The sequence below is a fragment of the Bombilactobacillus sp. ESL1092 genome (assembly GCF_058107465.1).
The window spans coordinates 971,364-994,003 of record NZ_CM176594.1 but is presented as its reverse complement, the minus strand read 5'-3'; the positions used below and the strand labels follow the sequence as shown (position 1 = coordinate 994,003).

Annotated in this window: 21 protein-coding genes and 1 riboswitch; of the genes, 9 read left to right on the top strand and 12 right to left on the bottom strand. The window is 38.9% G+C overall.

The features are described from left to right. Genes ychF through rsmG form a run of 6 tightly spaced genes read right to left on the bottom strand, consistent with a single transcriptional unit; the run spans nucleotide 1 to nucleotide 4,560 of the window. Nucleotides 1-1,101 (bottom strand): redox-regulated ATPase YchF, encoded by a 1,101-nt coding sequence (gene ychF / locus AC3B6Y_RS04565; protein WP_489756951.1) that lies wholly within the window; start codon nucleotides 1,099-1,101, stop codon nucleotides 1-3. Nucleotides 1,102-1,116: 15 nt separating this feature from the next. Then, a complete protein-coding gene (locus AC3B6Y_RS04560) occupies nucleotides 1,117-1,368 on the bottom strand; it encodes a DUF951 domain-containing protein (RefSeq protein WP_489756950.1) in 252 nt (83 codons plus the stop codon). Nucleotides 1,369-1,378: 10 nt separating this feature from the next. Then, entirely contained in the window at nucleotides 1,379-2,233 is an 855-nt protein-coding gene (locus AC3B6Y_RS04555) for a ParB/RepB/Spo0J family partition protein (protein ID WP_489774667.1), read from the bottom strand. Further along, a complete protein-coding gene (locus tag AC3B6Y_RS04550) occupies nucleotides 2,223-2,990 on the bottom strand; it encodes a ParA family protein (protein WP_489756948.1) in 768 nt (255 codons plus the stop codon). The genes AC3B6Y_RS04555 and AC3B6Y_RS04550 overlap by 11 nt, the downstream gene beginning before the upstream one ends. Then, nucleotides 2,983-3,813 (bottom strand): nucleoid occlusion protein, encoded by an 831-nt coding sequence (noc, locus tag AC3B6Y_RS04545; RefSeq protein ID WP_489769324.1) that lies wholly within the window; start codon nucleotides 3,811-3,813, stop codon nucleotides 2,983-2,985. Before noc ends, AC3B6Y_RS04550 begins: the two co-directional genes overlap by 8 nt. Before the next feature lie 30 nt (nucleotides 3,814-3,843). Continuing rightward, nucleotides 3,844-4,560, bottom strand: coding sequence for a 16S rRNA (guanine(527)-N(7))-methyltransferase RsmG (gene rsmG / locus AC3B6Y_RS04540; protein WP_489756946.1), 717 nt, complete (start codon nucleotides 4,558-4,560; stop codon nucleotides 3,844-3,846). Between the two features lie 186 nt (nucleotides 4,561-4,746). On the opposite strand from rsmG, the gene AC3B6Y_RS04535 reads away from it, so the two are divergent. Continuing rightward, nucleotides 4,747-5,262, top strand: a complete 516-nt coding sequence (locus AC3B6Y_RS04535; RefSeq protein ID WP_489756945.1) for a GNAT family N-acetyltransferase — start codon at nucleotides 4,747-4,749, stop codon at nucleotides 5,260-5,262. Here AC3B6Y_RS04535 and AC3B6Y_RS04530 read toward each other — a convergent pair. Both AC3B6Y_RS04530 and AC3B6Y_RS04525 read right to left on the bottom strand, forming a co-directional pair. Further along, the gene (locus AC3B6Y_RS04530) at nucleotides 5,244-6,218 is read right to left on the bottom strand and encodes a S66 family peptidase (RefSeq protein WP_489756944.1); all 975 of its coding nucleotides are present in this window, start codon (nucleotides 6,216-6,218) and stop codon (nucleotides 5,244-5,246) included. The two genes, AC3B6Y_RS04535 and AC3B6Y_RS04530, sit on opposite strands and share 19 nt — an antisense overlap. A gap of 117 nt (nucleotides 6,219-6,335) precedes the next feature. Next, nucleotides 6,336-7,658: a C1 family peptidase gene (locus AC3B6Y_RS04525; protein ID WP_489756943.1), complete on the bottom strand. Its 1,323-nt coding sequence runs from the start codon at nucleotides 7,656-7,658 to the stop codon at nucleotides 6,336-6,338. Nucleotides 7,659-7,742: 84 nt separating this feature from the next. Here AC3B6Y_RS04525 and AC3B6Y_RS04520 point away from each other — a divergent pair, with 84 nt between their 5' ends. Next, nucleotides 7,743-8,420 (top strand): type 1 glutamine amidotransferase, encoded by a 678-nt coding sequence (locus AC3B6Y_RS04520; RefSeq protein WP_489769327.1) that lies wholly within the window; start codon nucleotides 7,743-7,745, stop codon nucleotides 8,418-8,420. A gap of 100 nt (nucleotides 8,421-8,520) precedes the next feature. Then, a complete protein-coding gene (locus AC3B6Y_RS04515) occupies nucleotides 8,521-10,284 on the top strand; it encodes a thiamine pyrophosphate-dependent enzyme (RefSeq protein WP_489756941.1) in 1,764 nt (587 codons plus the stop codon). A gap of 52 nt (nucleotides 10,285-10,336) precedes the next feature. Here AC3B6Y_RS04515 and AC3B6Y_RS04510 read toward each other — a convergent pair whose 3' ends face one another. Then, nucleotides 10,337-10,717 carry a VOC family protein gene (locus AC3B6Y_RS04510; RefSeq protein ID WP_489769329.1) on the bottom strand — a complete coding sequence of 127 codons (381 nt, stop codon included), beginning with the start codon at nucleotides 10,715-10,717 and terminating at the stop codon, nucleotides 10,337-10,339. 137 nt (nucleotides 10,718-10,854) lie between these two features. On the opposite strand from AC3B6Y_RS04510, the gene AC3B6Y_RS04505 reads away from it, so the two are divergent. Beyond that, the gene (locus AC3B6Y_RS04505; protein ID WP_489790512.1) at nucleotides 10,855-11,508 is read left to right on the top strand and encodes an NAD(P)H-binding protein; all 654 of its coding nucleotides are present in this window, start codon (nucleotides 10,855-10,857) and stop codon (nucleotides 11,506-11,508) included. A 110-nt stretch (nucleotides 11,509-11,618) separates the two neighbouring features. Here AC3B6Y_RS04505 and AC3B6Y_RS04500 read toward each other — a convergent pair whose 3' ends face one another. Beyond that, nucleotides 11,619-13,589 carry a cation:proton antiporter gene (locus tag AC3B6Y_RS04500; RefSeq protein ID WP_489790511.1) on the bottom strand — a complete coding sequence of 657 codons (1,971 nt, stop codon included), beginning with the start codon at nucleotides 13,587-13,589 and terminating at the stop codon, nucleotides 11,619-11,621. A 123-nt stretch (nucleotides 13,590-13,712) separates the two neighbouring features. Continuing rightward, nucleotides 13,713-14,306 (bottom strand): ECF transporter S component, encoded by a 594-nt coding sequence (locus AC3B6Y_RS04495; RefSeq protein ID WP_489756937.1) that lies wholly within the window; start codon nucleotides 14,304-14,306, stop codon nucleotides 13,713-13,715. Between the two features lie 280 nt (nucleotides 14,307-14,586). After that, nucleotides 14,587-14,768, top strand: a riboswitch (Lysine riboswitch). A gap of 82 nt (nucleotides 14,769-14,850) precedes the next feature. Between AC3B6Y_RS04495 and AC3B6Y_RS04490 the strand changes: the two genes are divergently transcribed. After that, nucleotides 14,851-16,293 (top strand): amino acid permease, encoded by a 1,443-nt coding sequence (locus AC3B6Y_RS04490; protein WP_489756936.1) that lies wholly within the window; start codon nucleotides 14,851-14,853, stop codon nucleotides 16,291-16,293. A 129-nt stretch (nucleotides 16,294-16,422) separates the two neighbouring features. Here the strand turns inward: AC3B6Y_RS04490 and AC3B6Y_RS04485 are convergent, their stop codons facing one another. Beyond that, nucleotides 16,423-16,962, bottom strand: coding sequence for a biotin transporter BioY (locus AC3B6Y_RS04485; RefSeq protein WP_489791506.1), 540 nt, complete (start codon nucleotides 16,960-16,962; stop codon nucleotides 16,423-16,425). A gap of 158 nt (nucleotides 16,963-17,120) precedes the next feature. Here AC3B6Y_RS04485 and AC3B6Y_RS04480 point away from each other — a divergent pair, with 158 nt between their 5' ends. From AC3B6Y_RS04480 to AC3B6Y_RS04465, 4 genes are all read left to right on the top strand, one after another. Next, entirely contained in the window at nucleotides 17,121-17,819 is a 699-nt protein-coding gene (locus AC3B6Y_RS04480; RefSeq protein ID WP_489756934.1) for a Bax inhibitor-1/YccA family protein, read from the top strand. 187 nt (nucleotides 17,820-18,006) lie between these two features. After that, complete coding sequence (locus AC3B6Y_RS04475; protein ID WP_489756933.1) at nucleotides 18,007-19,191, top strand: MFS transporter; 1,185 nt, start codon at nucleotides 18,007-18,009, stop codon at nucleotides 19,189-19,191. Between the two features lie 23 nt (nucleotides 19,192-19,214). Beyond that, nucleotides 19,215-20,078 carry an NAD(P)-dependent oxidoreductase gene (locus AC3B6Y_RS04470; RefSeq protein WP_489756932.1) on the top strand — a complete coding sequence of 288 codons (864 nt, stop codon included), beginning with the start codon at nucleotides 19,215-19,217 and terminating at the stop codon, nucleotides 20,076-20,078. Nucleotides 20,079-20,274: 196 nt separating this feature from the next. After that, a complete protein-coding gene (locus tag AC3B6Y_RS04465) occupies nucleotides 20,275-22,623 on the top strand; it encodes an ABC transporter ATP-binding protein/permease (protein WP_489756931.1) in 2,349 nt (782 codons plus the stop codon). The last annotated feature ends 17 nt before the right edge of the window (nucleotides 22,624-22,640 follow it).

Sequence of the window (22,640 nt, the reverse complement as noted above, 5' to 3'; positions counted from 1 at the left end):
CTAAACATTAAACCGGAATTCAATAATATCTCCATCTTGAACTACATAATCTTTACCTTCAAGCCGTAAACGTCCAGCTTCTTTGACTGCTTGCATACTACCATATTTGTCTAAATCGGCATACGAAACCGTCTCAGCTTTAATAAAGCCCCGTTCAAAATCTGAATGGATCACTCCAGCCACTTGGGGAGCTTTCATTCCTTGCTTAAACGTCCAAGCTCTGGTTTCTGGACCACCAGCCGTAAAGAACGTCGCTAAACCTAATAAATGATAGCTAGCACGAATCAACCGATCTAACCCGGATTCTTCTACACCTTCAGCTTCCAAAAAGACTTGGCGTTCATCATCATCTAATTCCGCAATTTCTTCTTCCGTTTTGGCTGAAATACCAATCACTTCTGCATTTTCCTTTGCAGCATAGTCTGCAACTTGTTGATAATATGGTGATTGAGTAGGATCGGCCATGTCATCTTCAGCAATATTAGCTACGTATAAAACTGGCTTGGCGGTTAATAAAAATAACCCCTTAACGATTGGCTGCTCTTCCTCACTGAAATCAATACTCCGCACGGCACCGCCTGCTTCTAAGACTGGTTGAATTTTTTGTAAAACGGCTAATTCTGCCACTGCCGCTTTATCTTTGGTGCGTGCTACTTTTTCAACTTTAGCTAAGCGCTTATTGACACTATCCAAGTCCGCAATACTTAATTCCAAATTAATCGTTTCAATATCATCCAAGGGATCAATTTTACCATTGACATGAGTGATATTATCATCAGCAAAGGCCCGCACCACGTGCACAATTGCATCCACTTGGCGAATATTTTCTAAAAATTTATTACCCAAACCTTCACCTTGGCTAGCACCCTTAACAATCCCGGCGATATCCGTAAATTCAAATGTGGTATGAACAATTTTCTTAGCGGGAATTAATTCATCAATCCGCTTTAAACGCGCATCTGGCACCTCAACCATCCCGACATTGGGATCAATAGTGGCAAAGGGATAATTAGCCATTTCTGCTCCTGCTTTGGTAATTGCATTAAATAAAGTTGATTTACCCACATTAGGTAAACCAACGATTCCTGCTGTTAAAGCCATGATCTAAACTCCTTATTAATTTAATTGATTAGGTATTTTTAGTTTTGCAGTTGCGATATAAAATTCTTCTTGAGCGGTTTTAACTTCGTGCTCTTTGGTAATAATTTTTTTGAATTTTTTATTAAATTCCGCCCGAGGCATCATCACTTGGTGGCCGCAGCCTAAACACCGGATCTTAATATCGGCACCTAAGCGCACAACCTCCCAGCGATTATAGCTACAAGCATGCGGTTTTTTCATTAAAACAATATCACCTAGCTGATACATATTGGCCCCCTTAATCAACAGAAATGTCTAATAAATCTAAAATTCGATTTAAATCTTTCGTCGAAGAAAAATCAATTTGAATTTTACCTTTACCATTTTTGCCATCGGTCACCTTCACACTAGTGCCAAACTTATCAACCAACTGCTCTTCAGTGGCCCGAATGAAGGGAGATTTGGTTATTTTCTTTTTGGTTTTCACAGGTTGATTAGCCATTGCTTCTAATTGTCGCACAGTTAAGCTTTGTTGGACGGCCATCTTCGCTACTTGATCAATTTTTTGTGGATCTTTAAAAGTCAATAAAGTCCGAGCTTGCGCCATCGTCAATTGACCATTAATTAAGTATTGTTTCGTTTGGTTAGGCAAACTGAGTAGGCGTAAATAATTTGCAATATAAGGTCGACTCTTGCCCAGACGTTCCGACACTTGTTCCTGCGTTAAATGCAATTTTTCAATTAAAGTTTGATAAGCCTGTGCCTCTTCAATCGGATTTAAATCTTCACGCTGGAGATTTTCCAAAACGCCAATTTCCATCATTTGGCTTTCGTCTAATTGCCGAACAATGGCGGGAATTGTTTGCCGTTGAGCTATTTTACTAGCGCGAAAACGGCGTTCCCCCACTACAATCTGGTAGCCATTAACACTTTTACGCACCACAATTGGTTGAAACACGCCATTTTCTTTGATTGATTGCGCCAATTCATTTAAAGCTTCTCGATCAAAGCTTTTACGTGGTTGATACGGATTGGGACGAATGGCTTCTAAGGAAATCTCAACAACATTTTCAGAACTAATTTCATTATTTTCAAAATCTGAAAAGATGGCATCAATTCCGCGACCTAAGCCGCTTCTCTTTTTATCGGGCATCGTTGTTCATAACCTCCTTGGCTAATTGCAAATAGACCTCCGCTCCCCGTGACTTACGATCAAAATCAATAATCGGCAAACCATAACTAGGAGCTTCGGCTAAACGAGTATTCCGTGGAATAATCGTTTTATAAACGTGATCTCCAAAATAACTTTGTACTTCCGTTACCACTTGGGTCCCAAGATTAGTTCGCGCGTCAAACATTGTTAACAACACACCTTCAATGGCTAAATCGGGATTAAAATGTTTTTGCACTAAGCGAATCGTATTTAACAATTGACTCAATCCTTCCAAAGCATAGTATTCGCTTTGTACTGGAATAATAATTGAATTGCTAGCAGTAAAAGCATTGATGGACAATTGCCCCAAGGAAGGTGGACAATCAATCAATACGTAATCATAATCAGTAGCAATCGAACCAACGGCCTCCTTGAGGCGGGTTTCACGGGCCATCATTGAAGTTAGTTCCATTTCGGCCCCCGCTAATTGAATAGTAGCGGGCACAATGTCCAAGTTTTTGCGCTGTGTATGCATAATTGTATCTTTCAAGGGCATTTCATTAATAATGACATCGTAAATATCTTGTGCCACATCAACTTTCTTAATACCTAAACCACTAGTGGCATTGCCTTGCGGGTCAATATCAATGACTAATACTCGCTGGCCTAGTTCAGATAAACAAGCACCCAAGTTAATGGTCGTCGTTGTTTTACCAACGCCACCTTTTTGATTGGCGAGTGAAATTACTTTAACCATGCTTGTTCTCCTTTTTAATTGTGATAATCATTTGGTATTCTTGGTCAGTTTCTGTTTCTTGGTAAACAAATTGTGCTCCATTTTTTCGCGCCAATTTCACTGAATCGCGCACAGTATTAATGGCTAATTGTGAACTTTTCGAAGTTAAGGCCCGAATTTTTTTATGCTGCTTAGCAGGCGCTGGTTGTTGCTCTTTTTGAATTAAACGCTCCGTTTGTTGCACCGTTAGGTGTTTAGCTTGAATTTGCGCTAATAACTGACTTTGATGCGCAACCGGTACTTGTAATAAGGCACGGCCGTGACGTTGAGAGATTTGCCCCTGGGCTAAAGCCGTTTGCACGGTGGGGGTTAAGTTTAATAAGCGAATTTTATTAGCGATATAAGATTGACTCTTACCCAAATGTTTCGCCAAATCCTTTTGCGTCAAATGATTCATTTGCATCAAATTTTGATAAGCTTGGGCTTCCTCAATCGGATTGAGATCTTGTCGTTGCAAATTTTCAATTAAAGCTAATGAAGCCGACTGTTGGTCATCATAATCGCGTACAATGGCCGGAATTTTGGACCATTGTAGCTGACTAATAGCGCGAAAGCGCCGTTCACCAGCAATTAACTCATACTTTTGATCAGCTGTTAACCGCACAATAATTGGTTGCAATAAACCATTAGTAGCAATAGACTGCGCTAACTCTAAAATTTTCTCATTATCAAATTTTTGCCGTGGCTGATAGCGATTAACAATCACTTGTGCTAACGGAATTTCTTGAACTTGGTCCGTTTTGGTAGGGCCATTTTTCTCTTTAAAGTGTTCCCAAAATGACACTCCGTACTCCTCCTACTATGACAAAAACTCTTATAACGGTTGTTTCGTGGGCGTTCCGGGCTTGCGGGGATATTTAGCTGGTGTCTTATGGATTTTTTTGATTAAAATTAATTCGCGTAACCCCGCTTGCTCCGGCAATTGCCATTGTTGTAATTTAGTAACTTGACCACCTAAAACCTGTAAAGCATTTTGTGCTTGATCAAGTTCATTTTGTGCTTGTTGAGACTTTAAAGCAATAAAAGTCCCCTCTAACTTCACCACTGGCAAACACAATTCTAATAATGCGGGTAACTTAGCCACCGCGCGCGCCGTCACAAAATCAAAGTGTTCCCGATAATCTTTTTGGCGGCCAAATTCTTCTGCACGCGCATGAATCAACTGGACATTATCTAACCGGAGAGTTTGCACGACTTGCTCCAAAAAATTAATCCGTTTTTGCAACGAATCGACAATCGTTAACTGCAACTGAGGATTAATAATTTTTAAAACTAAGCCTGGAAAACCAGCGCCAGAACCAATATCGGCTAAACTCACAGCTTGTTGTAACTGTGGTTGCACCAAGAGAGCTACTGCCGAATCATAAAAATGCTTAACATAAATTTCAGCGGGATCGGTAATACTCGTTAAATTAACCACTTTATTGGTCTGAATTAATAAATCTAGGTATAGCTGAAATTGGGTCAATTGTTGGGATGACAAATTAACCCCTTCCTTACTTAAGGCTTGTTGAAATTCTTGCGGACTCATGTAAACTCCTCACGTGAAACATAGCTTATGTTTCACAATTATCCTATCTTAATTAGCTAGTAAACGCAATAACTGTCTACTATTATACATGTTTTTTTAACAAACATTATAGTAAAATTAACCCCAAGAATTAGCTCTTTTTCCGCAGCTGTCTGGAATCAAAGTTTTATAGAAAGCAGGACTTTTATGTTACCTTTTTTACGTTTAACCCAAAATAATGATTTACAGCAAATTCAAACCCTCATTACCGCCGCGCAACAACTTCTCGCAAAAGATCACATCAACCAGTGGCAAGATGGCCATCCTAATATTCGTCAAATCCAGCAGGATATCACTCAACACGCCAGTTGGTCGTTATGTTTACAACAACAAGTTGTTGGTACTGCAGCGCTAATTAATGGCCCTGATCCTAATTATCAAACTTTAGCCAATAACAACTATCACAGTCATGAGCCTTATGCTGTTATTCACCGCTTTACCGTTAATCCACAGTTTAGCGGCCAACAGCTGGGCCGTTATCTCATGTCTAATTTAATCACGCAAGCTTATCAACAAGGTTACCAAAATTTACGCATTGATACGCATCCGCAGAATCTACGCATGCAACATTTAATTGAACAAACTGGTTTTCAAAAACGGGGAACGATTGAATTGCTAGATAACCAACATGCTTTGCGGTGGGTTTATGAATTAAATTTGTGAGTTACATCAAACTGTACTGTTTTAGAAACTGCATCAATCTGAATTTGTGCTCCCAAAACAGTAGGCAACATTGGCACTGTGTGACAACTATCATAATCATAAATAATTGGTAAGTCAGGATTATTAAGGACCTCTTGTAAAATATCAATGGGGCGCTGGTGACTTTGTTGATCGTCAAACAAGGCGTGCTTTCCCAAAATAATACCGCCAATTTGGTCAAAGACTCCCGCTATTTTTAGATGCGCAAAACTACGTTCCACCGTCGCCGCATCTTTTTGTGCATCTTCCAGTAATAAAATGTCACCTGTTTGCAGCCGTGGAAAATATTTCGTACCAAAAATCCCCGCCATGGTATTTAAATTGCCGCCCATCACGCGACCTGTTAAATAAGGAGTTACTGTATAATGCCAGTGATTAGCATGGCGCTTTTTAGGATGTTGCCACTTTTCCCAATTAATAGCTTCCTCACTCCAATATGGACGTTGGTGTAAAGTTACCGTTGTACTAGCCTGTAAAACAGCTAATAAATCTTGCCACATCAAATCCACATACGGTGGCCATTCACCAAAGGAAGCCACCACTGCCGGACCATAAATCACCCGACAATTGGGAGCCTGCGCTTGCACAGCTAAAAGTAAGGCTGTCGTATCCGAATAACCGATAATCGTCTTGGGATGCCGGTTTAAATAAGAAAAATCCACATAGGGTAAAACTGAATTAGTATTATTGCCACCAATGGCAGCCATTAAAATAGGGATATCCTCCCGATAGATTAATTCGTTAATTTCCTGTGCACGCTGCCGAATTGAGCCCGAACGATAAAACTCGCTTTGTCCGGTTAATGACCCTGCCACTACCGAAACACCTTGTTGTTTCAAGAAATTAACCGCTCGTAAGTAGCGCTGAGGTGCGAGTGCACTAATGGGTGTTGAAGCTGAAAACATTCCTATTTTCATATTTTTCACTTTCTTTTATGATTAAACATGAATATTAAATAAGAGATTAGAAATAATTGGCCTTTGCCTTATCTAATCTCTTATTATCTTAATATTTAACTGTTAAAATTTTCTGGGTTAAGCCAATGGATCCCAAGCAGGAACCAAAATTGGATCTTGTTGCCACTGTTGTTGTTCCACAGGAGTCAAGAATGCTTTTTGAACAATAATTTCGTATACATAGTCACTAAACCATTGATCATCCATGACAAAATAGCCTTTCGTACCGACTTGTTCGCCCCAAGAATTTTCCACTTTCCACTTGCGTGCGTGGCCCTGTTCGTCTAAATCAACACCAGTCAAAACCATGGCGTGAGACATTTGAGCTTGCCGAGTTTCTAAGCGTTGTTCTTTTGTCATCGTTAAATCCATCGCCAATAATTCTTGATACTGATACAAATCACCAGCTAATAGTCCTTGCTGACGATTAGACTGTGCACTAACATCATTGCCAAACCACACTGTATCTCCTGCTTGTAATTGCTGAATGGCAATTTGCTTTAAACGTTCGATTGGCAAATTTAAATCTTTTTGTTGCTTAGTGCCCACCATATTCGTATCGTCTTTGAGATGATACGTCCGACCGTATGGTTTGCTAGCTTGTGGCGCATTGAGTAAAGAAACATAGTCGTTAAATGGATAAGCACAATATTCTTGTGCAAATTGTTGTGGTGTAATGTTCGTTGCTTGAATTAATTTACCAGTATCCGTTTTTAATTCTAAATCAAAGTTAACTGGTGGCTGGCCAAAACATAGCACACAAATACGGTAAACTTCACTGAGCATGGCTTTAATACTTTGTTGTACTTGTTCCTCTGATGCTTGTTGTTGCACTAAAGAGCGCAATTTTTCCGCGTCTTTACGCAATTTAGTATTCAAAACTTGGGAAAATTCCTGCGTATGTTCTGAATTATAAGTTTCTGGCATCACATATTTGGGTACCACCCCGTATTTTTGAACCAAATTATATCCGTAATTCCAACGGCCACCATCTTCATCCGGTCCCGCTAATAATTGGGCCACATACCGATCCGTTAACTCCCGATCAGCGGTTGCAATCACTTGTTGGTAAAAAACATTCGCTTTTTCCAAGCGGTCATAAAAAGACAGGTAATTCTGAGATAATTCAAAATCTTTAATTTGATATTTCGTCGCAAACTTCGTGCGCAAAGTTGTGAGCGTTGAAAATAGCCAACAGCGCCCAGACTTTTTTTGATTCGAGACTTTACCAGTGGCTACTTCAACATTAAATTCTGGGTTTAACTGCCGCAACTGTGCTTGATTTTGGGTGGCTTTATTAAACCCATTATTCTGCACTAAAGCTCCTTTAATTGCCGCAGCTGGTTGTTGTTTTAAATCTTGATGAAATCGCTGTAATTGTTGTTGGTCAATTGCTTGCAAGTTGATCACTCCTAGACTTTTCTTATCAGACAGTTTAAACTATTGGAGATTAATAGTAAATAGTTTAATGAGGAAATTCTAAGAATGCAACCAGTTAAAATTGCTTATTTATATGAAGATTTAATGAACACCTACGGTGATTCGGGCGATGTCAAAATTTTACGTTATTTTTTAAAGCAGCAAAATTTTGATTGCACCGTAACCAATATTAGCTTAAATGATGACTTCAATGCCTTAGACTACGATTTTTTGTTCTTTGGTGGTGGGCAAGATTTTGAGCAATCGGTGGTAGCGCACGATATTTTACGCCACAAACAAACCATTACCGACTACATTGAAGACAATCGCCCCATGCTCGGAATTTGTGGCGGCTATCAATTCTTGGGCTCCTATTATCAAACGAGTGGCGGGCAAACCATTCAATGTTTGGACATTCTCCCCTTTCACACCGTTTTTAATCCTCAAAAACGAATGATTGGTGATACGCATTTCACCACCAAATTTGGTGAAGTTCATGCATTTGAAAATCACAGTGGGCAAACTTTCTTTGATGATTCCAAGCAGTTAAAACCGTTTGGCAAAATGATTGAAGGTTACGGCAATAATCCAGATGATGGTGTCGAAGGCATGATTTATAAAAATACAATTGGTAGCTATGCGCACGGTCCCTTACTCAAAAATACTAACGTTGCCCAAGGTTTAGTACAATTAATCATCACTAATTATCAGCAGCATCATGCACCGGCTGAGCTAAATAATTAACAGTCACCGCCTCAAGACCGTATAATAATCTATATATGAAACCATAAAACATGATTTTTCTTGTTAAAAATTAAATAATCGCAAATTAAGGAGTGATTTTATGACCAAGATGACTGCAGGTCGTGCTTTGGCTCAAGTCTTAGTCAAATGGAACATTGATCATTTATATGGTATTCCGGCTGACTCAATCAATAATGCCGTAGAAGGTTTATATCAAGAACGTGAACAGCTCAAGTACATTCAAGTCCGTCATGAAGAGATTGGTGCTTTAGCAGCCACCGCTGATGCTAAGTTGACTGGTAAAATTGGCGTTAGTTTTGCTTCTGCTGGTCCCGGTGGTGTCCACCTGTTGAATGGCTTATATGATGCCAAGATGGATCATGTCCCCGTTTTAGCACTCGTCGGTCAATCAGCCACTGGCATTATGAATACGAACTTTTTCCAAGAAATGAATGAAGATCCCATCTTTGCCGACGTAGCAGAATTTCATAAGCAAGCTACTACAGCTGAACAGATTCCTTACTTAGTAGACGAAGCTATTCGTCATGCTTATGCTACTAAATCAGTTTCCGTTGTCATTTTACCGGATGATTTATCAGGCCAAGAAATTGATTTTCAAGGTTTCCAAACAGCTGCCATTGCCCACAAACCGGCTAATTTATTAAAGCCAACTGCAACGGAGATCCAACAGGTTATTACAGCTTTAAAAGAAGCGCAACGGCCCGTTTTGTGGCTAGGTCAAGGCACCAAGGGAACAAGAGAACTGGCAGTACAAGTCGTGGAACAATTAAACTTACCCGTCTTAACCACCGTTCCTGCAACTGGCGTTATTCCAACTGACCATCCCAACTTCATGGGTTCACGGGGTCGATTAGGGACCAAACCTGGCTTTGAAGTTACTAACGCGAGCGATTTAGTTATCTTTGTTGGTTCCAATTATCCGTTTGCGCGCTTTTTACCCGATTCTGTCAAATTTATTCAAGTGAATAATAATTTAGCCGATTTGGGCAAACAATACGATGCCAGCGTGACCGTTTTAGCTGATAGTGCCGAATTTTTCAAAGCGTTATTAGCTAGTGGCTATCAACGACCTGAAACTCCGTTTGTCAAAGCAGCTAAGCAAAACAAAGCTAATTGGGATCAATGGTTACTGCAATGCGCCCAAGATGACAAAGACGGCTTGCGAGCTGAAGGTGTGATTCAAGCCATTAAAGAACACAGTACGAACAATGCCGTTTATGGTTTAGATGTTGGTAATAATACAGAATGGTCTATTCGCCAATTACCATTTAATCAAGACCAATCATTTACCATGTCCCCCTGGTATGGGACCATGGGCTTTGGCTTACCCGCAGGCTTAGCCGCCCAATTGAATTACCCTAACCAACAAGTTTGGAGTATTTCTGGCGACGGTGGCTTTGCAATGGTCATGCCTGATTTATTAACCGAGGTCAAATATCAATTACCAGTCATCAATGTCGTTTTGGAAAATAATTCCTTTGGTTATATCGAACATGAAAAAATTCAAAATCAACAATCCATGTATGGCATCAACTTATTAGGGGCTGATTGGGGACAAGTGGCCACAGCCATGGGCGCTCACGGTTTTACCGTGCAGAACTTAAGTGAATTACAGCAAGCCATGCAACAAATTGATGAATTACAAAAGCAAGGTAATCATCTACCTATTGTGTTAGATGCAAAGATTCAAAATATTGATCCAATTGATACCAGTTTTGTTCCCGTCAATGAAGATCTATTTGATCAACCTACAATTGATCATTATCGTAAACTTTACGATGTCTCAGCAACAAGTCAGCCTTCACTGCAGACTTTGATCAAACAATTTTCTGAAGTTGAATAATATTTCTATTAAAAATGCAGTTTACAAAACATTTGTAAACTGCATTTTTTGTTTATTTTTGATTTCTCTGACAAACTTCAATAATTTCATGGTTCGGACCGTAAAAATTAAAATAACTAATTCCATGTTCCCAAAATGGTAAATGCATCACCTGGTCATCAATAAATTCAAAACCCAATTGGTGCACATAATCATAGGCTGCTTGAATGTCATCGGTATCTAATGCCAGGTGATTAATTGCACCATTCACAGGATTAATCGGTGCTTCATATAATTCAATCAGCAAGTCATTTAGTTGCAAGAAACCGACTTTACTGCCTTGATTGTCTTCTTGATTAATTAACTGAAAACCTAATTTTTCATACAAGTCAACACTCTGGTCAAAATCTTGCGTAGTGATACCAACATGTGAAATACCCTTAAAATAAGCCATTTTGCAATCCTCCAATATTATATTTTTCAACTTGATTATAATCTTTTTCTAAAAAACAGACTGAATTAATCTTGTCTTAGAGTCGACTCCAAGGTGTACACTGCCACTAAAATTTGTAATAAAGAAGGTTTTAGCAAATGACTAATATTTTAATTATGGCAGCCAACGGGCAGATCGCACGGATTGTTGAAGAACGAATTCTGTCCGAACAACAATTTCAAAATATTCATTTAACTTTATTTTTAAGAAACAAACAGCGTCTAGACCGCTACCAAAATAATTCCCGGGTAACTTTAATCGAAGGCGATTTATTAGATGAGGTGGCAGTAAACCAAGCCATGATAGACCAAGCTTTAGTCTTTGTAGCCGTCGTTGATCACGATTCAAAAAATCGCATCACCCAAAACGTAGTTACTGCTATGAAACAGCAGGGGGTTAACCGGGTACTGTTTGCCAATGTGCTGGGATTATATCACGAAGTTGGCGGTGAATTTGGCCGCTGGAACGCTGAATATATTGGACGCGGTTTACCATCTGCTAGACAGAGCGACCAAATCCTCAAAGAATCTGGTTTAAATTACACAACATTGCGTTTACCTTGGTTAAACGACCGCCCCGCAATCAAGTATCAAATTACGACTCAAGCGCAACCTTATTTAGGTGTTTCAGGCTCACGTCAAAGTATTGCGGACGCAATTTTAAAAATAATTGCCGATCCAAAGCAATATAGTTACGAAAGTATTGGTATCGCTGATCCGGACACTCAAGGTGCAGACCGCCCGGTTTATTAAATTAAGCATCTATTACTAATTAAAAAAACGGTTCATCACTTGTTTAACTGGCGATGAACCGTTTTTAATTGTGCTTCAAAATTAGCCGCGATTAGCAGTCAACTTGTTATTTAATTATCAGACATCATATAGACAAATTGGTCCGTGGAAATTTTCTCATTTAAAGCCGTAACTAGCTCCGGAGCTAACTGATGCTTGCGGAGTTCTTGTTGCACAAATTCATATTCATATTGAAAAGCAATAATAATCAAATCACGTTCTTGGGTTTCATCCGTTTCATTGTTACTGAAGCGCTGATGCCGATAAGCATAATAATGTTGCACTAAATTAACTTCGGCAATATTTTCTGGATCACGTAATTGCTTTAAATATTGACTGACAGCCTGATAACCGACATTCTCCAATTTACGCAACTGCTCCTTATTATAAGCCAACGCTTTACGGTCTTTTTTAGACAACTGCACTGCTCGTTTTCTTCTTAACCGCCGAATCCGCCAGCGCAAAACCACTAGCTTACACCACATCTTCAACTGAATTAATGGATTGGTAATAATTTTGCGCATTTGCAATATCTGTTGGCGATTGTATTGCCAAACAATCTTAGAATCGATATCTTCATTATTTTGCACAAAGTGATCGATTGCTGTAAATTCAATACTTTCGGTTTTTTCTAATAAATTTCGTACTTGCTTAGGGTTAGCTCGGGCATTATCTAATTTTTGGCTATTCAATAATGTAATGACATGGCTGAGTGCTAGTGGATTTTGGTCATTATTTTCACGTAACTCCTGAATCGCGTAGTTAACCAATTTTACTAGTTGGTCAGTAAATTCGTTAATCGTAAATGGACTGACCTTGGCCGGTAAGAGTCGTGGTAACAACAAAGTGGGCACAACTAGACTCAACAAGATAATAATTTCGGCCACAAAAATCAGATCTGTTCGAAAGGGAATCAACTTACCATGTTGCATAATGGGTAACGAAAATGCCATTGCTAAAGTAATTGTGCCGTGAATTCCACTCAAAGCAATGATCAGACTGGTTTTTTCCAAGCTTTGACCTGTATCCGGTAATTTGATCCAGCGCCAGTACACCCATAAAAACCGCAAGGCTAACATCAACAAATACAAACCACTTGCCAATAACAACAATGTGGAAAAATGTAAATTATTATAATCGACGATGGCTAGCAAATTGCGGGGCAAACTAATTCCCAATAAGACAAAGACAAACCCATTTAATAAATTAGATATAATATCCCAAGTTGATGATAAAACCACTTGATTCGATGATGAGGTCAAGCGTAGCTGACGTTTATAAATACCAAACACTACCCCCGCAGCAACGGCGGCTAAAATACCTGACAGATGAAATTCTTCGGCCACTAAATAAACAATAAATGGTGCCAAGACATTAAAGGGAACTGTAATCGCAGTCGCATCAAATAAACGGCGTTGAAAAACAATTTGGATACTAACGAGTACTAATCCTAACAAAATGCCCACAATAACTCCACCGACAAAAGTCGTCAAAAAAGTCCCAACGCTATGCCAAATACTAAATTTTCCGGTGACAAACGCTGCGAGCGCCAAATTTAAAGCCACTAAGCCCGAGGCATCGTTAAATAACGATTCATTTTCTAAATTCTGCATTAAAGATTCTGGCACTTCAATATCGGCAGTGATGGAAGAAACCGCCACTGCATCGGTAGGCGCCACAATAGCTGTTAAAGCTAAAGCCAAACTTAATGGTAAAGCATCCCACAGCCAGTGAATGAAAAAGCCGCCCACAACAATCGTTAAAATGGCTAGTACAATCGCTAATGACAACACATTACGAAAATTACTTTTTAAACTATGAAAGTCTGTATTCTGACCATCATTAAACATGAGTGGTGCAATAATAATCAAAAAGAAAATTCCGGGTTTTAAATTAAAGTGTGTAAATTCCGGTAGCCAAGACAAAGCAAAACCCGTGGCAATTTGATAAAAAGCTAACGGAATTTTTGGATAAAGTGAATAAATGATATTAGCTGCAATAGTTGCACTAATTAACAACAAGCATGTAAAAAATAATGACACAAATTTCCCCCTTATTGTTGAATAGGCAGCTGTGAGTTAATTATTGGTTGACTGAAGAAAATGGGAACAATAATCTTATTAGCAATACATTAATTGTTCTTTATAACCCCGATACTTGCTGGATTAGCGCTCCAAAAACTTATTAGCTTTAAAAATAGCTAAGGAAATAATCGGTACAATGATCACCGCCGCCAATAATTCTGGCACCCCATTACTGCCAACGACTCCCATGATTGCCCAATTTAATCCTTTAACCGGCACTTTATAAGATGCCGCCATCGCTGAAGCATAAAGAATCCGCATTAAACCTAAAACTAATAATGTATTGGTTAATGCTCCAATAGCAGCAGCGACCACCATTGCTGGCGTTTTACTTTTCAGCTTATTAGATAACCAGCGGTAAACCCAACCAGCAAAGTAGCCAACTAAAATCCGTGGCAAGACCGAGATCACCGGATTGGTAAACACAATCGTGTCCAAAATACTAGACGGCGCTGCATAAGCACGTATTAATGAACCTAACCCCCAAATAAAACCAATCAAAGCTCCATCGTTGGGGCCTAACACAATTGCTGCCACAATAACTGTGATATGAATAATTGTAACATTAAGTACCCCTAAAGGAATATAACCTAAAAATGGCGTCATTGATTGAATCAAAATAATGGCAATCAAAATCGCCCGAATGGCAATTTTATAAGCTTTACTTTTACGCAATGTTTTCTCCCTACCCCAATCATCAAAATCAATTCTTGGTTACTAGATTAAAATCAATAATAAGTATACCATTTTTCAAAAAACTAGCTAGACTTGCGAGCAATTAAAGCTTAGCAGCTGCCAAAACTATACCAATTGTTAAATTAGCCGGTTAAAGCTTATTCAAATGAGTTCTTTTTAACCGAACCATTTTGGATTAATTGACTTTTCACCAATTACCACTACTTGCTTTAAGTTGGCTTGACTTTCCAACAATTTGCGCTAAAATTATAAAGCAAACAATCAAAGAAGAGGTTGCTAAATTTAAGAGTAACGTTCAGTCGATTATGAAGAATCTAAGCCTGAACGTGAAAGGACTTTTAGCCGAAATGGTGTTTAACTTCATTTATTCACTGTTGGGTTCAGATTGAATAAGTCTGAGACTGTCGCAATTAATAACAATTGCGGGGCGCTATCTACGATTTTATACTAGTAGCCTCTTTACGATTTTCGTAAAGAGGCTTTAATCGTTTTTAGAGTCCTTCTCACTTAGGAGGATTTTTTTATGGCAGAAAAAGGTTCACAAGATCACGTACAACGCAATCTTAAAAACCGCCATGTTTCCATGATCGCTTTAGGCGGTTGTATTGGAACTGGTTTATTCATGACCTCAGGTTCGACAATTTCTAAAGCTGGCCCGGGGGGCGGCTTAATCGCCTATCTGGCCATGGGGATCATGGTTTACTTTTTAATGACTAGTTTAGGTGAATTAGCCACTCATTTACCCGTTTCGGGTTCTTTTGCTACCTATAATGCTAAATATGTTGACCCCGCACTAGGCTTTGCGATGGGGTGGAATTACTGGTTCAACTGGGCTATTACTGTTGCGATTGATATCTCGACAGCTGCATTATTGATTCAATACTGGTTGCCCCATACTCCCGGTTGGATTTGGAGTTTACTCATTTTAGTCGTGATCTTTTTGATTAATGCTTTAACCGTTTCTACCTTCGGTGAAACCGAATATTGGTTATCTTTAATTAAAGTGGTGACGGTTATCGTCTTCTTAATCATTGGCTTTGCCATGATTTTAGGAATTATGTATCATCCGGCTGCTGGTTTAAAGAACTTCACTTATAAAAAGGCCCCCTTTGTTGGCGGCTTTCCAGCCATCTTAAATGTCTTCTTAATTGCCGGCTTTTCCTTCCAAGGAACTGAATTAGTTGGTGTAACCGCGGGGGAATCAGAAGATCCAGAACATGCAGTACCGAAGGCCATTAAAGAAGTCTTTTGGCGGATTTTATTATTTTACATTTTATCTATCTTTGTGATTGCTGCTTTAATTCCTTACACCAGCAAGAATTTATTGAGTGCGGCTAATGGTAATATTGCTGTTTCGCCATTTACCCTAGTCTTTAAACGTGCTGGACTAGCTTTTGCCGCCAGCTTAATGAATGCCATTGTTTTAACAGCCGTACTTTCCTCAGCTAATTCTGGTGCTTATGCTTCGACAAGAATGTTATATGCCTTAGCACACGAAAATTACGCTCCTAAAGCGTTTGGCAAAACAACCAAACATGGTATTCCTTTACTGGCTTTAAGCGCTACTATGTTAATTTCTTTATTAACTTTCGCAACCAGCATCTTTGGGCAAAAGATTTATATGTGGTTAGTGGCCGCTTCTGGCTTAACCGGCTTCATCGCTTGGGTTGGCATTGCCTTAAGTCATTATCGTTTCCGGAGAGCCTTTGTGCTACAAGGTCATGATTTAAGTGAACTCAAATACCACGCTAAGTTATTTCCTTTAGGACCAATTATTGCTTTAATTTTGTGTATCCTAGTCATCGGTGGACAAAATATTGATGCCTTTGTACATTGGGATTGGCAGCAAATTGGAATTACTTATATTGGCATTCCATTAGTTCTAATCTTATATTTTGGTTACAAATGGAAACACCACACTAAGATTATCCCGCTAGAGGAGATTGACGTTTCAAGTGAAAAATAATTATTACTAATAATAATTTAATAGACTGGCCATAGCAGCTTACTGATGACATTCTTGACAATTCGATCAGTAACTCGTTGCTAAAGACCAGTCTCTTTTTGTTAACAAATTAATTACTAGATTTTTCCGTTAATGCAACAATGGCCGTAATCTACGGGCACAAAAAACTGCTACGATCGCTTTGAGTGTATCTCCCGGAATAAACGCCAAACTCGAAACTACTGCTTTACTCCAGGCTAAATGACTTTGAATTGCTAACCAGCTAGCGCCAACTAAATTAACGCCAACAACGCCCAGCAACCAGACCACCAAAAATTCCGTCCACCATTTGGTAGAAAATAACGTGCGCTTTAAAGTACTGCCGACCAATAATGGAACAAATAGCCAAGCAACTAAGTAACCTCCCGTTGGTCCAATGAAACTAATTATTCCACCACGTCCACCTGATAAAAAGGGAAAACCTAGCGCCACTAATAATAAGAATAATCCTACGGCCGCTGTCCCTGCTTTAGGGCCTAACAACTCCCCTGCCAGCATCACGCCTAAATTTTGCAATACAATAGTCACCGGGATAAAACCCAACGGAATTCCCGGAAATAATCCCAAAACGATAATAATTGTCGTCATCAGCGCTGTGGAAACTAAAGCTTTTAACGAATACTTCACGATTTCTCTCCTTCAACAATTACAATTTATTTAATTCAATCTGCGTTTAGTTTACCAGCTACCAGATTAAATTAACATCTACCAATCACCTGGCGTCATAAGCATTTGACTTTATCTTAAGTATCCAGTATGTTTTAATCAATTAATAATGGAGGTTATTTATGCAAACTTATGAAGAATCCCAAGCAACTGGTTTAAGCCGTTTTACTTCCTTAGTTTATCTATATACTGGTTTAGGCATTGTTTTTTGGTTAATGGCAGCTTTTGCTCTTGCTAAAAATCAAGCTTTCACCATGCCCATCATCATGTGGGGCGCACAACATTGGTTATTATCAACCATTATCATTGTGGGTTTGTCCATGATTTTATTAACCATGTGTCAACGTTTTGCGCAAAGTTCTTATTTAATGACGTTTGTCTGTTACCTCGCCTTTTTATTTGTTTTTTCATTTTTAGGAGTACCATTATTTTTTAGTTATTCCGCTAAAAGTATTGCCCAAGCTTTAATTTTGACTTCCGTTGTCTTTTTCGTAATGGCCGGTTATGGTTATTTCACCAAAACCGATTTATCGTCTTGGAGTCGGACTTTATTAATTGGCTTAGTTGCTATCTTAGTGGTTTCCTTATTAGATGTCTTTCTTTTTAAGAGTCCAATGATTGCTTTAGTCATTAATATCTTAACGATTGTTATTTTCATGGGCTATATTGCCTTTGATTCCCAAGACCTCAAACGGATTTATGCCAATAGTCAAGGCCAAAACTTAGGCGCCTTAGCTTTAGTCGCTTCCGTGAATTTAGTCTTAGATTTTATCAATTTACTAATGAATCTGTTAGCTATTTTTGGTAATGACAATAATTAAGAACTTCATGAGCAAATTTCTGGCTACTCTCATTAAAAGAGAGTAGCTTTTTTTATGTTGCGGTGAAAATTCAATCCAAAATCTCGCCCAGTACCTACTTAATACTTAACTACCCAGCTCCAACAGCTTTGAGATTTAACTAGATCATAATTGAACAGCAACAAATTATTTTCAGGAGGAACATTTTTTGAATACTCGTAAAGTACAAATTTCTACTTTAGTCGGTATTATTGCTCTCACCACGGTGACGCGCTTGGATTCCATCATGGCCCCGTCCATCGTCAAAATTCAACAAGCTTTTCCCAACGCTGATGCGACTCAAGTTGAATCCATTGCGTCTATCGGTGATGTAGCATCCATGCTGGCCTCTTTTATTTTTGGTTTTATTTTAACCAAAATCACTTACAAATATGCAGCCGCTATTGGCCTAGCTTTATTAGCCGCTGGTGGCTTACTACCTATCTTCATTCACCAAAGTGTCAACCAACTAATCTTTTTTGCTTTGATTGTCGGCTTAGGTAGTGGCGCGATTACAACTGTTTTGCCTAGTTTATCTGCAGCCAATTACCAAGGTGAACGACGGTCAACTCAATTTGGCTTCAATGTCGCGTTAGAAGATGGTTTTGCTATGGTCTGGATCGTGGTTGGCGGCTATTTAGCCAACATTAGCTGGGTTCATAACTATTACATTTACTTCATCACGGTTATCGCATTGATTTTAGCTTTAATCTTTATTCCGAACGTTAAGCCTAGTGAAGATCAAGCTGTTAATGAAACTTATGCTGCGAAAAATCATTGGGGCTTAATTATTGGTTTAGTAGTCATTTCTACGTTTGTGGAAGTCTTAGCCGCTGTAATGTCCAATAAAATGGCCATTTACCTACACACTTATCACATTGGTGGTCCTAGCACTTCCGGTCAAGCCCTCTTGTTTGTCCGCGCAGCTTCTATTGTGGCGGGGTTATTTATTAGTCTTTACCGCAAGGTTTTTGGTAATTATTTATTGGCAGCCGGCTTTGGTTCTGCAGCCATTGGGGCAGCATTATTTATTTTCTCCCATGCGTTTTGGAGTAGTGCATTAGGCGCTTTTCTAATTGGAACTTGTGCTTCAGTTACTTTGATTACTGTGCCTTTTTTATTATCCAATTTAGCCACAGCTAAAGTTTATCCCATTGTCATGGGTTCATTCTCTGCTTTAACTAGTTTAGGCTTTTCATTTTCTGTCTGGTTCTTCAAATACACGGCACCACTATTCAATCCTAATCATTTAATTGGAACTTTTGAATCCATGATCGCTTTAAGCGTTATAATTATCATAGTACTAGTTGGTACTAACCTGCAGAAACGCACCACACAAGTTACTAATTCGTAGTTTTTCGTTTGGAGGTCATAGAAATGAAAATTGGTTTGATCGGTACAGGCGTAATGGGAAATGCAGTTGCTGTGAATCTTTTAAAAGCGGGCCATCAACTTTGGGTGTACAATCGTACAAAATCTAAAACTGACAATCTCGTACAACAGGGCGCTACTTGGGAAGATAATCCCCAAAAAGTCGTTGAACAAAGCGACGTCATTTTGACTATGGTCGGTTTTCCTCAAGATGTTGAGCAGGTTTATTACGGCGATAACGGCATTTTTAGTGCTGATGTCCATGATAAATTCTTAATTGATTTAACAACTTCAAAACCGCAGTTAGCACAAAAACTGGCAGCTAGCGGCGAAAAATTGGGCGCGAAAGTTTTAGACGCCCCCGTTTCTGGTGGCGATATTGGTGCCAAAAATGGGACTTTAACCGTGATGGTTGGTGGCCGCCGCGAAGTCTATGACCAAATTAAGGCTTTATTCCCTGATTTTAGCGGTCAAGTTAACCTGTTTGGTCCGGCAGGAGCCGGGCAAAATACCAAGATGGCTAACCAAATTATGATTGCCGGTACCATGACTGGTATGACTGAAATGTTTGTTTACGCTAAAGCCGCGGGCTTGGATTTACAAGACGTGCTCAAAACAGTCAGTGGTGGTAGTGCAGCTAATTGGAGTCTAGAAAACTATGGTCCTCGGGTATTAAAAGGCGATTATACTCCAGGCTTTTTCAGTAAACATTTCTTAAAAGATTTGCGGATTGCGTTAGACACTGCTGACGAAATGCACTTGAATTTGCCTGCCACTAAACAAGCCAAAGAACTATACGAACAACTAGTTGACCAAAAGCACGATGGTGATTTAGGCACTCAAGGCTTAATCAAGCTTTGGTGGGATTAAACACTTCATACAATAACTGAATAATTACTTTCAACTAAAAATCTAGATTAACTTTCAATTCACGAGTAATTTACTTGCTGGTGAATTGAAAGTTTTTTTGATTATTTCTTTTTAATTAAAAACATGATAGTTTTCATTTTCAAAAAGCGTTAAAATGAGCTCATAATTAATGAATCTTTTAAATTAGGAGAGAACCATGCTGAAACTGCAACATATTAAAAAGTACTTCACAGTCGGCGATACGACCACCAAAGCATTAGATGATGTCTCTGTTGCCTTTCGTTCTAAAGAATTTGTTTCAATCCTCGGACCTTCCGGTTCCGGTAAAACCACGATGCTAAACATTATCGGTGGCCTTGATCATTACGATTCTGGTGACTTAATTATTGACGGTAAGTCAACCAAAACTTTTAAAGAAGATGATTGGGATGCTTATCGTAATAATACCGTCGGTTTTATTTTTCAGAATTACAACATCATCAGTCATTTAAGTATTTTAGATAACGTCAGTTTAGGAATGACTTTGAGTGGCGTTTCGAACGCTGAAAAGAAACAAAAAGCCCAACAAGCATTGGAACGTGTCGGCTTAAAAGAACATCTATCTAAAAAGCCCAGTCAATTATCTGGTGGACAATTACAACGTGTTGCCATTGCGCGGGCCCTGGCGAATGATCCCCAGATTTTATTAGCTGATGAACCAACGGGGGCCTTAGATACTAAGACCAGTAACGAAATTATGCAGTTAATTCAAGACTTATCCAAAGAACGATTAGTCATTATGGTGACGCATAATCCCGATTTGGCACACCAATATTCTGATCGCATTATTGAATTTTCTGATGGTCAAATTCAAAACGATTCTAATCCTTATCAAGAACCGGATGAACAACCACACTTTAATCCCGTACGTACTAAGATGAGTTTTTGGACGGCGTTAAAACTATCATTTACCAATATCAAAACTAAAAAAGGCCGCACTTTCCTTACTATTTTGGCGTCCAGTATCGGTATTATTAGTATTGGTGTCGTGTTAGCTTTATCGAATGGTTTTCAAAAACAAATCGACGCCACCCAATCGGAAACTTTATCGCAATTTCCAATTACCATTTCGCAAGTTACAGCGGATCAAAAGCAAATGCAAAAAAGCGACAGTTCTGGTAGCACTGGTAGTCAAAAGTTTGCTTCAGGCAAACAGCTGAAAGCACAAGCTAATCAGTTAACTTCTGCCCAACATTTGAATAAAATCACGCCCAAATATTTAAATTATATTCGCAAGATCAAAAAGTCTGATAGTAAAAATATTGCTTATACCTATACGACCGGCTTAAATTTAATTCGCAAAGTGCACGGCCAATACCGGCCGGTATCTTTTGCCACAACTAATATCAGCAGTTCCGAATCTAGCAATGCGCAAAGCATGGTTACTTCTAACTTAGGTATTGGTGGCAGTGTTTACCCCGTTGATCGCAATAATCAACAAAGTTTCCTCAAGAAAAATTATCGCGTTTTAGCTGGTAAATACCCTACCAATAATCACGAAATTGTTCTGATTACTGATAAGAAAAATAATCTGAACTTAGATGCGTTGAAAAATCTTGGTTTTTCATTCAAAGATCAACAGCACATTCAACCACAACAATTATTGAATACTAACATTCAAGTCATTGCGAATAACAATTTTTACCAGCAATTACCAACTGGCAACTTTGTCCCTAGTAAAGATTACAGCCAAATGGCCACGGCTCATGACACTATTAACTTGAAGATTGTCGGTATTTTACGAACTACTTCTAAAAATTCTGACGGTTTATTATCGAGTGGAATTGCCTATTCTGACCGTTTGACTAAAGAAGTCATTAACATCAATAAGAATTCGCACATTGCGCTAGCTCAAAAGCAGAGTAAGAATAATGTGATCACCGGTACGCCATTAAAAGGTATGGAAGGTGCTTTAACTCTGACTGCTCTGGGAGCTACCGATACGCCTAATTCGATTCAAATTTATCCCAATAACTTTAAAGAGAAAAACAAAATCACCGCTTATTTAGACAAATATAATAAGCATAAGAGTAAAGCTAATCAAGTTATGTATGTAGACTTAGCGGGCAACATCACCAGCATTACCGGTGGTTTAATGGACGCTATCACTTACGTGTTAATCGGATTTGCGGCCATTTCCTTAGTTACTTCCATGATTATGATTGCCATCATCACTTATACTTCCGTTATTGAACGAACCAAAGAAATTGGAGTTTTAAGAGCTTTAGGAGCTCGTAAGAAAGATATTACGCGCGTTTTTGATGCTGAAACTACTATTTTAGGCATTGGTTCCGGAATTTTAGGTGTTATCATTGCTTGGCTCTTAACTTTCCCTGCCAACGTTATTTTAGAAAATATGACCGGTTTAAGTCACGTTGCTAAATTAAATCCGCTCCATGCGATTGTCTTAATTATTGTCAGCACCATCTTAACTGTCTTAGGTGGTCATATTCCGGCCCGCATGGCTTCCAAAAAAGATGCGGCCACGGCCTTAAGATCAGAATAATAGTTGTTAATTGTATG

What these genes read in the sequence shown, in the direction of transcription:
- rsmG (WP_489756946.1), bottom strand. Translation starts at nt 4,560, where the DNA reads ATGAGTCCGCAAGAATTTCAACAAGCCTTAAGTAAGGAAGGGGTTAAT.
- AC3B6Y_RS04520 (WP_489769327.1), top strand. Translation starts at nt 7,743, where the DNA reads ATGCAACCAGTTAAAATTGCTTATTTATATGAAGATTTAATGAACACC.
- AC3B6Y_RS04535 (WP_489756945.1), top strand. Translation starts at nt 4,747, where the DNA reads ATGTTACCTTTTTTACGTTTAACCCAAAATAATGATTTACAGCAAATT.
- AC3B6Y_RS04515 (WP_489756941.1), top strand. Translation starts at nt 8,521, where the DNA reads ATGACCAAGATGACTGCAGGTCGTGCTTTGGCTCAAGTCTTAGTCAAA.
- AC3B6Y_RS04530 (WP_489756944.1), bottom strand. Translation starts at nt 6,218, where the DNA reads ATGAAAATAGGAATGTTTTCAGCTTCAACACCCATTAGTGCACTCGCA.
- AC3B6Y_RS04550 (WP_489756948.1), bottom strand. Translation starts at nt 2,990, where the DNA reads ATGGTTAAAGTAATTTCACTCGCCAATCAAAAAGGTGGCGTTGGTAAA.
- AC3B6Y_RS04480 (WP_489756934.1), top strand. Translation starts at nt 17,121, where the DNA reads ATGCAAACTTATGAAGAATCCCAAGCAACTGGTTTAAGCCGTTTTACT.
- AC3B6Y_RS04555 (WP_489774667.1), bottom strand. Translation starts at nt 2,233, where the DNA reads ATGCCCGATAAAAAGAGAAGCGGCTTAGGTCGCGGAATTGATGCCATC.
- AC3B6Y_RS04470 (WP_489756932.1), top strand. Translation starts at nt 19,215, where the DNA reads ATGAAAATTGGTTTGATCGGTACAGGCGTAATGGGAAATGCAGTTGCT.
- AC3B6Y_RS04560 (WP_489756950.1), bottom strand. Translation starts at nt 1,368, where the DNA reads ATGTATCAGCTAGGTGATATTGTTTTAATGAAAAAACCGCATGCTTGT.
- AC3B6Y_RS04510 (WP_489769329.1), bottom strand. Translation starts at nt 10,717, where the DNA reads ATGGCTTATTTTAAGGGTATTTCACATGTTGGTATCACTACGCAAGAT.
- ychF (WP_489756951.1), bottom strand. Translation starts at nt 1,101, where the DNA reads ATGGCTTTAACAGCAGGAATCGTTGGTTTACCTAATGTGGGTAAATCA.
- AC3B6Y_RS04465 (WP_489756931.1), top strand. Translation starts at nt 20,275, where the DNA reads ATGCTGAAACTGCAACATATTAAAAAGTACTTCACAGTCGGCGATACG.
- AC3B6Y_RS04490 (WP_489756936.1), top strand. Translation starts at nt 14,851, where the DNA reads ATGGCAGAAAAAGGTTCACAAGATCACGTACAACGCAATCTTAAAAAC.
- AC3B6Y_RS04505 (WP_489790512.1), top strand. Translation starts at nt 10,855, where the DNA reads ATGACTAATATTTTAATTATGGCAGCCAACGGGCAGATCGCACGGATT.